The organism is Olivibacter sitiensis DSM 17696, assembly GCF_000427965.1.
Taxonomy (GTDB): domain Bacteria; phylum Bacteroidota; class Bacteroidia; order Sphingobacteriales; family Sphingobacteriaceae; genus Olivibacter; species Olivibacter sitiensis.
In genome coordinates this window covers 72437-84950 of record NZ_ATZA01000008.1, presented here as the reverse complement: position 1 = coordinate 84950, position 12514 = coordinate 72437, and the positions used below count along the sequence as shown (strand labels likewise).

12 protein-coding genes are annotated in these 12514 nt (G+C 45.7%); 1 reads left to right on the top strand and 11 read right to left on the bottom strand.

All coding sequences use genetic code 11. The features are described 5' to 3' along the window. Positions 1 to 145: 145 nt before the first annotated feature. The 3 genes from A37S_RS0106280 to A37S_RS0106270 form a co-directional block, all read right to left on the bottom strand. Complete coding sequence (locus A37S_RS0106280) at positions 146 to 790, bottom strand: M949_RS01915 family surface polysaccharide biosynthesis protein (protein WP_028296254.1); 645 nt, start codon at positions 788 to 790, stop codon at positions 146 to 148. Then, a complete protein-coding gene (locus A37S_RS26140; protein ID WP_028296253.1) occupies positions 787 to 1422 on the bottom strand; it encodes a DUF6266 family protein in 636 nt (211 codons plus the stop codon). The genes A37S_RS0106280 and A37S_RS26140 overlap by 4 nt, the downstream gene beginning before the upstream one ends. A gap of 206 nt (positions 1423 to 1628) precedes the next feature. Next, positions 1629 to 1892: a hypothetical protein gene (locus tag A37S_RS0106270; RefSeq protein WP_157278462.1), complete on the bottom strand. Its 264-nt coding sequence runs from the start codon at positions 1890 to 1892 to the stop codon at positions 1629 to 1631. 59 nt (positions 1893 to 1951) lie between these two features. Between A37S_RS0106270 and A37S_RS27960 the strand changes: the two genes are divergently transcribed. Beyond that, positions 1952 to 2743: a GNAT family N-acetyltransferase gene (locus tag A37S_RS27960; protein ID WP_245586329.1), complete on the top strand. Its 792-nt coding sequence runs from the start codon at positions 1952 to 1954 to the stop codon at positions 2741 to 2743. Between the two features lie 102 nt (positions 2744 to 2845). Here A37S_RS27960 and acs read toward each other — a convergent pair whose 3' ends face one another. The 8 genes from acs to A37S_RS0106225 all read right to left on the bottom strand — a co-directional run bounded on the left by acs (position 2846) and on the right by A37S_RS0106225 (position 12281). Next, positions 2846 to 4774: an acetate--CoA ligase gene (acs, locus tag A37S_RS0106260; protein ID WP_051292775.1), complete on the bottom strand. Its 1929-nt coding sequence runs from the start codon at positions 4772 to 4774 to the stop codon at positions 2846 to 2848. A 91-nt stretch (positions 4775 to 4865) separates the two neighbouring features. Further along, positions 4866 to 5264 carry a response regulator transcription factor gene (locus tag A37S_RS23765; protein WP_036601584.1) on the bottom strand — a complete coding sequence of 133 codons (399 nt, stop codon included), beginning with the start codon at positions 5262 to 5264 and terminating at the stop codon, positions 4866 to 4868. Continuing rightward, the gene (locus tag A37S_RS23760; RefSeq protein ID WP_051292774.1) at positions 5239 to 7983 is read right to left on the bottom strand and encodes a sensor histidine kinase; all 2745 of its coding nucleotides are present in this window, start codon (positions 7981 to 7983) and stop codon (positions 5239 to 5241) included. The genes A37S_RS23765 and A37S_RS23760 overlap by 26 nt, the downstream gene beginning before the upstream one ends. Further along, positions 7980 to 8183, bottom strand: a complete 204-nt coding sequence (locus A37S_RS0106245; protein WP_028296249.1) for a hypothetical protein — start codon at positions 8181 to 8183, stop codon at positions 7980 to 7982. The genes A37S_RS23760 and A37S_RS0106245 overlap by 4 nt, the downstream gene beginning before the upstream one ends. A gap of 6 nt (positions 8184 to 8189) precedes the next feature. Next, positions 8190 to 8423, bottom strand: a complete 234-nt coding sequence (locus A37S_RS0106240) for a DUF6814 family protein (RefSeq protein WP_028296248.1) — start codon at positions 8421 to 8423, stop codon at positions 8190 to 8192. 135 nt (positions 8424 to 8558) lie between these two features. Continuing rightward, positions 8559 to 10136 (bottom strand): MFS transporter, encoded by a 1578-nt coding sequence (locus A37S_RS0106235; RefSeq protein ID WP_036601549.1) that lies wholly within the window; start codon positions 10134 to 10136, stop codon positions 8559 to 8561. A gap of 112 nt (positions 10137 to 10248) precedes the next feature. Beyond that, complete coding sequence (locus A37S_RS0106230; protein WP_028296246.1) at positions 10249 to 11646, bottom strand: hypothetical protein; 1398 nt, start codon at positions 11644 to 11646, stop codon at positions 10249 to 10251. Positions 11647 to 11861: 215 nt separating this feature from the next. Then, a complete protein-coding gene (locus tag A37S_RS0106225; protein ID WP_028296245.1) occupies positions 11862 to 12281 on the bottom strand; it encodes a transposase-like zinc-binding domain-containing protein in 420 nt (139 codons plus the stop codon). Positions 12282 to 12514 lie beyond the last annotated feature (233 nt).

The following is a 12514-nucleotide window of genomic DNA, read 5'->3' as shown; positions in this document are numbered from 1 at the left end:
TAAATAATTACTCATCGTGTCAACAAACAGGCCAAAATGGCAAGCAAGACACAATGACACTCGTACAGGGACACAAAGTTAGGAAATTAATGGTTAATTGTTAGCGGTTAATTGTTAATTATTGACGAACGCAACCGACAGCCCGTCATCCATCTTTTAACAACACTCCCCGATCCTTCCTGATTTTTTCAAGTAATTCATCGAGCTGTTGTTTTATCGAGGGAGGGAGGACAGTATAGCCTTTGCTAAAACGCAGGGAGCGCCCCTCGTCCAGCACACTTTCTACTGCTTGCACGGTAATGCGCTCTTGTTTATGATACAGGTGAATATTTATCCTAGCGATGTTCCCCTCTTCACCATCGCCAGATAAGGAGGCATAGACCAATAGGGGATCTGCCAGCCCATCGCCGTCCAGATCCTCAAAACGGGCGTAGCGCGTCCAGAATAGCAGGTCCCTTTCCCTAGAATCTTCCTCTCCGGCTCCTAGCAACACATCGGAAAATTCCCATTTCTTAAGGTATCCGCCATGATCCTGCACAAAGCAGAAAGCTGCAATAGCATTGCGCAAGGTATCTCCTTCCACTACGCGATATGGCCTTTCGCAAAGCACGACATCCCATGTACCATCACGATCGGTAAATTCATAGCCCTTGAAAGCGGGGATATCAACTTCTTGTCCATAAAGCACTTCTTCCAGTTCCTCACTTTCGAGCATCCGTACCGACTGGGCATGGCAGATATCCATAGCGGCAAACACGGCCAGGGCAGCGGAGCAAAAAAGTTTTTTCATATCAAAACCGCACAACATACACTGTCAGACACATCTCCATAATAAGGATCCTTAAAAGCAGCATACACGTAAACAGGGGCTTTCAGTTTTTGTATTTTCTCGTCCAGTTCCCATACATCCAGCTGCGCCCTACGGGCGGCACCGAATGTGCGAAAATTCAGATAGTGTTCTCCATCATACAAGAGCACCATAAGCTGGTCTTCCGCACAGCTCCTGTCTACGTTCTCCCAACGAATCTCCAAACGGTTTCCGATAAGTTGGGCCGTGCAGTTGTGAGGTATGGGTCTATTGCCTTTTGCGAACAATACTTTTTGCGGATCGAGGTAGGGCTTGTTGTCCGCATCATAGGCTATGGCATGTTTGTAGGCATAGGACTGGGCCAGCTGAAAAGCGCCCACCCTACTCCCGGCAGGTGCTGCCTTGCTAAAGCCTAACCGTACGTACGGTTTGATTCTTGCCAAAAACTGCGAAATAGCCTTCATTTTGGCCTGATTCATCAATTCCAGCTCCGAAAAGGGTCGTGTGCGCCGCCCCACGCTGCGGATGACGTTCTGCCCGTTGAGCTCATAACCTATAATGGATCCCACCTTACCGCTAAAGGATCCGTTTATGCCATTTTTTGCCCTCGCCATAGCTACTTAAGGATTAAGTTATACTAACTTGGGGATAAATATACTGTTAAAAGAGGATATATAGTGGGTTTACATATATTTTACAGGGGGTTGACATAGATAATACCTATGTTAACCCCCTGTCAACCCTCTGTCAGTATACTGTTTAAGCTCTGTTAATAGCCAATTTGGTATAAAGTTGATACAAACTTGCCTAGGAGAGTATCTTAGTCGGCAGTTGTGCCATGCACCACCATGCCTATGCCGAAGAAAGGGAGCTTTTTCCATCGTCCTTCGTCCCGGTAATAGAATCCCTTTTTGAAGGTACTAGTAGGGAAGCTTATCTTGTTGTTTATTCCTTCCTTGGTTTCGGCCCATTGCAAGCCCACTACATAGTCGCCTTTCAGCACCAAGTCAAGAGGAGACAGGTCAATACGGATCTCATCTTGCGACAGGTCTACGGTGTACACGCTACCTTGTAAAGCCGACAAAATAACTTCCCGACTTTCTTCTGAAAACTTTACCAAAGTTGCGCGCAGGACCACAACGCATGCAAACTTTGGTAAAGTTTGTTTCTAACGATATCAGGGGAAGTTATTTCGTCAAGATTACTTTTTTGGACCTAAAGGTAGGCCTATCTTGCTACACGTTTGCTTTGCTATCTTTTTTCTTCAACCACTTCTGGATTCAACAAGGTAGTGTTTTCACCCAGATTAGAGGTATCGCCCTCCGCTATCTTGCGCAGGATATTTTTAACTATCCGAGTCTGTCGGGGAAAGCAGCGTATATTTCAATATCTGCCACGAAAAATCCACTATCTTTACGCCTTGTTTTTATAAAAATGGAAATTCGATCGGCAAAAGAAGAAGAAATAGACTTATTGATGGACATCTTTGACCATTCGCGGCAGCTGATGCGAAGCAATGGCAATACGGTGCAATGGACCAATGGCTATCCACAGCGGGAGCTGATCCTGCAAAGCATCGCCCAAGGCGAGCAATATGTATTTGTAGAGGAGGACGAACTGGTGGGCACCTTTTGCTTTATCCGAGGCGAGGACCCCGATCCCAACTATGCCTACATCGAGCATGGCCAATGGTTGAATGACCGCCCCTATGGCGTCATACACCGCATAGCGACAAACGGAAAAGTCAAGGGCATTGCCGAAGCCTGCTTTCGCTGGTGCTTTGAACAGCATCCCAACATACGTGTGGACACGTACCAGACCAACCTGGCCATGCAGCATATATTGCGAAAACTGGGTTATACAGAATGTGGCATTATCTATGTCGCTGACGGCACACCTAGGTTGGCGTTCCACAAGGCTGCCGCAAACAGCTGATGCTGCCAGTAGACAAGCGTACAAAATTGACCAAAAACAAAAAACCGGACAAGCTCGTGCGACTTGTCCGGTTGACTATATCATAGTGCGTATATAGTAGGTTTACTTACTACGCATTTCCTCTGCGCCCCTCTTTATTTCCTCTACCACCTCTGGGTCTAGCAAAGTAGTGGTATCACCCAGGTTGGAGGTATCGCCCTCGGCTATCTTGCGCAGGATGCGGCGCATGATCTTGCCGGAACGGGTCTTAGGCAGGCCACTGACAAACTGGATCTTATCCGGTTTGGCAATAGCACCAATGATACGGGATACCGTTTTGTTGATATCGCCGCGCATCAGGTCCGGTTCGTCGGTATGGCGGTGATTGCCCACTACGAAGGCATAGATGCCTTGCCCTTTGACAGCGTGCGGATAGCCCACCACGGCCGACTCTACCACATCCGAGTGCTTATTGATGGCATCTTCTACCTCTGCCGTACCGATACGGTGGCCCGACACGTTGAGCACGTCGTCCACACGACCCGTAATCCTATAATAGCCATGTTCATCGCGCAAGGCACCGTCGCCCGTGAAGTACATCCCCTCATAGGTGGAGAAATAAGTTTTCTTACAGCGCTCATGATCGCCATAGGTGGTGCGCAGCATGCCAGGCCATGGGAATTTGATGCACAAGTTGCCGCTCACATCGTTTCCTTCTATTTCCTTGCCGTTCTCGTCTACCAGTACCAACTGGATACCTGGTTGCGGGAACATGGCAAAACTGGGGATTTCTGGCGTAATACCAGCTATGGGCGATATCAAGAAACCGCCCGTTTCGGTCTGCCAGTAAGTATCAACGATAGGTGCTTTGCCTTTACCGATTTTCTCGTGAAACCATTCCCAGGCTTCCTCATTGATAGGCTCGCCCACAGAGCCCAATGTCTTGATGGAATTGAGATCCTTGCCTTCGACGTATTCGTCTCCAAAGCCCATGAGTGAACGGATGGCCGTTGGTGCGGTATACAAAATATTCACCTTATGCTTGTCCGTAATGTCCCAGAATCTGCCAGCATCCGGGTAGGTAGGTATGCCTTCGAAAAGTAAAGACGTGGCTCCCTGCGACAACGGTCCATAAACAATATAGGAATGACCGGTAATCCAGCCTATATCGGCCGTACAGAAATACACATCGCCCAATTGGTACTGGAAAGTATTGGTAAAGGTATAGCCAGTGAAAACCATATAGCCCCCACAGGTATGCACCACCCCTTTCGGAGTTCCGGTAGAGCCAGATGTGTATAGGATAAACAACATATCCTCGGCATCCATCTCCTCCGGCGGGCAATGCGGATTCCCTTGTGTTTCCACTTTGATAATCTCATCTTCCCACCATACATCGCGGCCTTTGAGCATGGAAACAGGAATGCGGGCCCTAGTCAATACGATGACCTTTTCTACCGATTTGCATTGCCCTAGCGCGTCGTCCACAATATCTTTCAACTCAATGACTTTCTTTCCCCTAAAACCGCCATCGGCCGTAATGACCAATTTAGCCTTGGCATCGTTGATCCTATCGGCAATGGACTGCGCAGAGAAACCGCCGAATACCACCGAGTGCACCGCCCCAATGCGGGCACAGGCCAATACGGCTATCACCAATTCGGGTACCATGGGCAAGTAAATACAAACGCGATCTCCCTTCACTACTCCATTGTTTTTCAACACGTTGCCAAACTGCTCTACCTTGAATAGCAATTGCTTGTAGGAAAGCACGCGGTGTGCCTCGCCTGGCTCATTCGGTTCCCAGATAATGGCGGGTTTGTCCCCGCGTTCCACGATGTGCCTATCCAAGCAGTTTTCGGTAATGTTCAACTTGGCCCCTTCGAACCATTTGACATTCAAATCCTTGAAATCCCAGGATAGGACCTTGTCCCACTTTTTACGCCATTTGAATGTTTCGGCTATGCCTGACCAGAACTCTTCCGGCCGCTCTACGCTCTTCTTATAGGTTTCCTTGTAATCTTCGAATGATTTTACGTGTAACAGACTCATAATTATTATTAGTTTAGTTTATTATTCTTATTTAGTTACATATGTACGTTGTGAGTAGCAAGATACAAGTACCAAGACCTAATATCCGCCTTTAGTCTTCCAGCTTTTCATTTTTGGCATCTTTGCTTTCACCCAATAAGTCCTTGATATTTTCCAGCAAGTCCTTTGTCGAAAAGGGTTTTACCAAATAACGATCTGCTCCTTTCTCATAGGCCAGATCCATATCGGTGTGCTTGCTTTTGGCAGACAAAATAATTATTTTCATGAAATTCCATTCGGTTTTGCTCCTAATAAATTCGCATACCTCGTATCCGTTTACTTTGGGCATCATTATATCCAATAACACCAGATTTGGCTTTTCTGTTTCCACCAAAGCGATGGCTTCTTCCCCGTCAATGGCCACAAATACCTGGTATCCCGACTTGCGCAGCAGGAATTCCAAGGAAAGCAAAATATTCGGATCGTCATCTACTATTAAAATCTTCTCCATATACCAATCTGTTTGCAGAATGCAAGGGCAAGGATACGGAAAACGTAGTGGCAAAGCCGTCTTTTTGCCAACACCAGATCCGTCCGCCATGCATATCCATAATTTTCTTTGAAATAGCCAATCCTAGGCCACTTCCATGTTTGTTCTTTTGCTGCCCTATTTGATAAAAGCGCTCGAATACACGAATCCTGTCCTCCACCTGAATACCTTTTCCATTATCAGATATATGCACCAGGACTTCGTTTTGCTGTTGCTGCACTTCTATTTCGATCTGTCCATTCTTTTCATCGCAATATTTGATGGCATTTCCAATTACATTGACCATTACCTGCATCATCAGATCTTTGTCCAAAAGTAAAGGGGCAACTTCTCCTTTTTCAGCTATGCTGATAGCCACATGTTCCTTGCTGGCCACGTGCTCCAATGAACGCACCGCTTCCTTTACCAGCTGTTGCATGGATATTTCTTGATAGTCCAATTTACGGCCTTGCCCTTCAAAGCGCTCCAGGTCCAGCACCTGCGTGATGAGGCGGGCAAGGCGCTCTATCTGTTCTATCATGATAGACAGGAAGCGCTGCCTTTCTTCGTGCGAAAGATCGGGATGCTCGTGCACAATTTCGGCGAAAGTCCTGATGGACGTCAATGGAGTACGCAATTCATGTGTGACGGTATAAAGAAATTCATCTTTCATGGCTTCAGAGGCAATCAGCTCCTGATTGGCCTTTTCCAGCGCGTCCGTAGCCCTTTTCAGTTCCACCGTTTTCTGCTGCAGTTTCTTGTTCAACGAAATGAGCTTTTGCGATTCCTTGATGATGCCGACGACCTCATCGAACTGTATATCTTCTTCCTTGACGATGGAGGAGATCATCACCTTTGCGGATGAACTGCCAATGACACCTGCCAGCATGTTCTCGGCATAAAGTACCAGCTTGGGGTCCGACATTTCGTTTTCCTTCAGTTCCACCCCATATTTATGTGCAAAACGGGAAAGCATGACGGTGGTTCTTTCCGTCCCCAAAAAATCGTTTAGCACCTGCCTAATATCTTTCAAGAGCGCCACACCATGCCAAAAAACAGACGATTCATAAGCCGTGCTGTATTTAAAGATATTCACAAAAAGCTCTGCCTGTTTCTCTTCTTGCCGAGATGGCGAAAAATACACCGAACCCAAACCAAATAAGGAGAGGTTGGCTAGCAGGCTCCAAAAGAGGGAATGGGTAATGGAATCGGGCAAATCTATTCCAAAAAGCCCATCGGGACGCAACCAGGCTATACTCCAAGGCCCCCTATCGATGACAGATTGTGAAATCCAACCAATATCTGCCAAGGATGGCAAAATGAGCGTATAGAACCAGACGGCAAAACCTATACACAGGCCCATCAATGCACCCGTGCGGGTAGCGCCTTTCCAGTACATCCCCAAGATAAGTGCCGGACCGAACTGGGCAATGGCCGCAAAGGAGATATGCCCCATGGTACTCAGGTGAAAATTTTGTGCAATGAGCTTATAATAGCTAAAGGCCCCAAATAAAATACTCAAAATAGCAATGCTGCGCAGGATGAAAATACTTCGATTGGCATTTTTGGTAATCTTTTCTTTCAGTGGCTTAATAGCCACGATAATGGGCATCAGCAGGTTGTTGCTAAGCATGACGCTCAAAGCAATGGTTTCTACGATAATCATACCAGTGGCAGCCGAAAACCCGCCTATAAATACAAATAAGGCCAGTAAGGGCCTGCCGGTATCTAAGGGTATACTCAATAAAGCAAAATCGGCATCGTAAACCTCGCCCTGAAAATGCAATACCCCGGCCATTGCCACTGGCAGCACAAATATATTGATAACAAGCAAGTAGAGTGGGAAAAGCCACACAGACTTGTCCAATTGATCCTCGTTGACGTTTTCTACCACACCTAACTGAAACTGCCTTGGCAGCAAGATGACGGCAAACATGGAAAGGAAGTTGAAGGAAAACCAACTCACATAAGGTTGGTTGCCCTCTAGAACAAAGTTATTTTTAGGAGCTACATGGTTTGCCATTTGTCCAAAAATATCGCCAAAGCCGTTGAAGATAAAAAAAGTAATGACGATACCTGCCGCTAAAAATGCGAATAGCTTTACAAATGACTCAAAGGCCACCGCAGCTACCATACCGGTATGCCTTTTGGCCGAATCGATATGACGATTGCCGTAAATGATGATAAATATGGCTAGGAGGACAGTAATATACAGGGGTAGATTCCCCAAGTCGGTCCCTATGGGGAAATTAGCCTGCGAACTTTGCCCCATCAATATTCCCAAGCTATTGCCTATGGCCTTTATCTGCAAGGAAATATAGGGCGTAACACCCACTATGCAAATTACGGTGACCAGGGCTCCCAACGCCGTACTTTTGCCATAGCGTGCCGACACAAAATCGGCCACCGTGGTGACACGTTGGGCCTTGGATATACGAATCATCTTCCGCAACACCAACCAAGAGATAGGAGCCATCAAAGTGGGACCAATATAGGTAGTAAGAAAATCAAGGCCATGTATACTGGCTCTGCCTATACTGCCATAAAAAGTCCATGCAGAACAGTAGACCGCTAGGGAAAGCGCATATACATAGGGACCGTACAGAAACTTTCTAGCTTTTGCTTTTTCTGCCCATTGGGCGATGAGAAAGAGCAAAAGCAGGTAGATAAATGCACAGATAGTGATGACAAAAATGTTCATTTTCCCTTAATGCGATTAACGCCTATATAGATAAGTAGTACCAAGACGAACCAGACGATAAATACATATAAATATAACACAGGTATGCCCAACAGCAATTCATTGCTATTGGGCCCACTTAGGATAGGATAGTTGAGCAGAAGCATGCCCATGGCACATATGAGCACCATTCTATAACCTATGCGTGTTTTTTTGTCCATATATTACTACTCATCTATCTTTCTTCGATCGTACTCACCCTGCAATGCATATACCCCGAATACAATAAGCCCACCCGTAATGATAGGGGTCAAAACAAATGTATATATAATTGCCGGAACTAAATCTTCCGAATTGTCACTTTGGAATTGAGGAATGGCCTGACTCACCAAAAAATAGTAACCCGCTGCCAGTCCCAACAATATCCATACAAATCCCAAAATTCTTCTTAATCCATCCATGGTATTTTTATTTTAGATTTTTCAATTTATTTTAAGTATCAAGACATGAGTATCAAGTATCAAGACATGAGTATCAAGACATGAGTATCAAGACTTCAGTCAGATATCTCATATCTCACGTCTCATATCTCACATCTATTCAATAATATTCCTCTTCTTATTGCTCACGTACAATACACCGATGATGAAGCTGGTACCTGCAATGATAATAGGATACCACAGTCCTTCGAGATAGGGCTTATCTACCGGGGCGGCCTGGCCGGCCGCTATGGCTGCTTCATTGATGTGCTGCGACTTGGCTACTAGGTAGGTAGCAATTGCCGGCAAGAGGCCGCCAAAAATACCATTGCCTATATGATAGGGCAGGGACATGGACGTATACCGAATCTTTACCGGGAACATCTCTACCAAAAAGGCAGCAATAGGTCCGTATACCATGGTCACATATAGCACCAGTATAAAGGAAAGCAGCGCCAAGGTCCAAAAGCTGCTACTCCCCACATGCATGCTCTTGCCTTTCGATACCAATGCCGTTGCACTGGCATCGCCATTGGCCAAGCGCTCCTTGACCGTCTCCTTCAGTAGGCTACCATCCGTATAAGCTGTTGTAGTAACGGTAGTTTTGACGATATCGGCACTACCTTCTGCTGGCACTTCATGCACGTCCACCTTTTGGCTACCTTCCACCACTTCTTTATTTGCCGCATCGGCGGTTTGATAAATCTTGTCAAATATGGGCCTATAGGTCAGTATGGCTATCAGCATGCCTGCCAACATCACCGTTTTGCGTCCTATTTTATCTGATAGCCAACCAAAGAAGACAAAGAAGCCCGTTCCGCCCAATAGCCCTGCTCCTATGATGTAATTAGTTTGATCGAAATCTACCTTACACACATTTTGCAAGAAAGACAAGGCATAGAACTGGCCGGCATACCACACCACGCCCTGTCCCATGGCAGCTCCGAAGAGGGCCAGCAACACGAACTTGAAGTTGTAACGATTGCCGAAAGATTCTTTCAATGGATTGCTCGACGTCTTGCCCGCAACCTTTGCTTTCTTGAAGAGGGGCGATTCCTCCATATTTTTACGTATGAAATAAGAAACCACTACCATCACGACAGATATGAGGAAAGGCACACGCCATCCCCAGTCCTGAAATGTTTCCTCGGACATGCTGTTCTTTGTAACCATAATAACCCCTAGCGAGATAAAAAGACCGAAGGTAGCCGTGGTTTGTATCCATGATGTGCGAAAACCACGCTTTTCAGGTTCGGAATATTCGGCCACATAAGTAGCCGCTCCTCCGTATTCGCCTCCCAATGCCAGTCCTTGCAAGAGGCGAAAAGTGAGCACCAAGATGGGGGCAGCAAAGCCAATGGTCTCGTAGCCGGGTACCAAACCTATGGCAAAGGTAGAAAGCCCCATGATCAACAAGGTGACCATAAAGGTGTACTTCCGTCCGATGATATCGCCCAAACGCCCAAAGAACAAGGCACCAAAGGGTCGCACCACGAAACCCGCGGCAAAGGTGGCCAAGGTAGATAGAAAAGCCGCCGTAGGGTTGTCGGCAGGAAAGAACTTGGTCGATATTACAATGGCCAGGCTACCAAAAATGTAAAAGTCGTACCATTCTATCAATGTACCTAATGAAGATGCGCCGATGACCTTCCACAGGGTTTTGCTATCGACGGCTTTTGCTGTTGTTGTTTCCATAATTTAGTTTTTATTTATTGGTATAGCGACGTAATACATTACGTCTGTACTTTTTACAAGAGGTTTTTCGTTGTCTAAATTAAATTTAAAATTGCAAATCTAAAATCGTACATCACAGGTATACTTGCAATTGGATCACAAATTCACCCTTCCTATCAAATCTGTATCCTGCTTGATCGAACAGGGGACGTGAAGAGTACTGTGCCGTAATCTTGGCATTCTGCCCATCGAGCAAAAGATTGGCTCCTATATCCCAAAAGTTTCCACTTTGCTCGTGTGCTTCGAATTTCTTGTAGGTATAGGCGGCAAAAGGTTGTAACCTTGTTTTGGAATGCGGTACAAACCTGGGCAGTACCAACCCCGCCTGGGTGTACCATATCTGTCCGGTTCCCATCATGGCCCTGGCATTCCCGGGGCCTTCCATGGCCCTTTGCCCCGTAAAGTTGGGATCGGCTACGCCGGTATTCATGATACCGATGTTCCTAAGGTAGTTGGGTCCGAAATCATAATCATAAAAAACACTGTATGCGGTAACGGCCATTTTATTGCTTGGGTCGCCAAAGGGGATATCGGCAAAGGCATCCACTGCAAATAGCTTGATATCGTGTTGCCTGGTCACGCCACCAGCATCCACACTTTGTGTTCCTTCCGAGTTGATGTAGTAACCCGCTCCCAAATTGAAGACTTTTTTGCTCCCAAGGTAACTCCCCACGCGGAAAGGCAATAGCTGCGATTCACCTTCCAAAAATTCCCAGTCTACATATCCGCCATAGGATGCCTTTCCCGTATTATGATCTACAGCCACATCGGCAGCACTGGGCACAGCATTGGTAGCGAAAGGCTTGTTCACGTTAAACTGGTACCACAGTTTTGACAGTTTTCCTTTGGCATAGATACCAAACTGACGGGCGAACTGATCGGAATTCTCTATCAATGGCCAGTTGAATATAGGTGCATCTATGGCCAAAAAGTTGAGCGTAGAAGCCGATGTCATGCGCGACAAGCCCCACCAATAGTGCAAGCCGCCACCAATATATAGGGTATATTTGTTCTGGGTGCCACTTAAGGGATTGAGATCGGGAATGAGGGCATACTCGTTCCACACATCATGGAAAAACATCCCCGGCTTTTTCCCTTGCCCATATCCCCCAGTTCCTGTACTACCAGATGCCCCACCGCTCACGAACGATTGATTATTTATGCCAAAATGTGTGAGGATGAGGTATCGCGGTGAAATTTGCGCGTAGGCAAGAAAACGCAAGCGCCTTGCCCCGATGTCCCAGGTATTATCTGCTGGGACATCGTTTTCCATGGTCCCAGGGTTATTGGCTCCCGTTCTTGCCCAAATCTGATTCCAGATGAGAAATCGTACGTACTTCTGCCCTGTACTATCAATGTTTACCTTAAGGCCTGGGCCATATATGTCAGAGCCTTGTGCATTGGCCTCCATCCAAGCCCCGCTCCAAACGCCCACAACAAGGAGCAATAAACCTTTACGTATATTTTTCATAATTAAAAAGTTTAATCTTATAATTGGTAAAAAAACGTATTGTGCTTTATGGCCTAAAAGCGTGTTCGCTATGCACGAACATGGAGCTAAGTTGCAATAGTGTTATCTTCGGTGCAAAAATGATATATATTATTGCTAAAATATATCGTTTACTATTATGCGAAATAGTATAAAAACAAATAAAATAAAGGCGAAATCAAATAATTAAAAGAAAGCTACTCTTTAAAGCGTTCCCACTTGATGAGCATAAACTTATCGCCAAGCTCGGTCAAAATCATTCCGCTTCCTTTCAAATTATTCGGGTCGGAATAAAAAGCCTTAACGTCTTCGTGCTTCATAATTCGGTAGGTAGGTCTATAATCGGTATGACTAGGCCGGCTAACACCGTACTGTTTCACCCAATTCATGACTGAAACGTGGCTTATACCCAATATACGCTCGATTTCGCGATAGCTGATCCCTTCCAGGTAAAGCTGCAAAGCCTTGATGATATAGTACCCATCTATACGTTTGCCAAGCTTGTTTACCGTGAAATAGTAATTGCATGACTTACATTTATAGCGCTGCCGGTCATTGACAATGCCTCCTTTCACGCAATTTCCCGAGAAACATCTAGGGCAAATGAGCTCATCCATAGACAAATTTTATATATATCAAGTTAGCAAATATATAGCAAATTAGCAATAAAGCAAGTAATCGGAGCAAAAAGTGATCTGTCATGAGGCAAAAAATGAGGAATAAGAAGGGAACTTGGAAGTGATCCCTATAGGCTGACGAATAAATATCTAAAATTTTAAAAATTCATTGTTTGCATAAAACATATTTTTTACAGATATTTGCAAACTCTTTTGAGAAAATGAGTTTTACA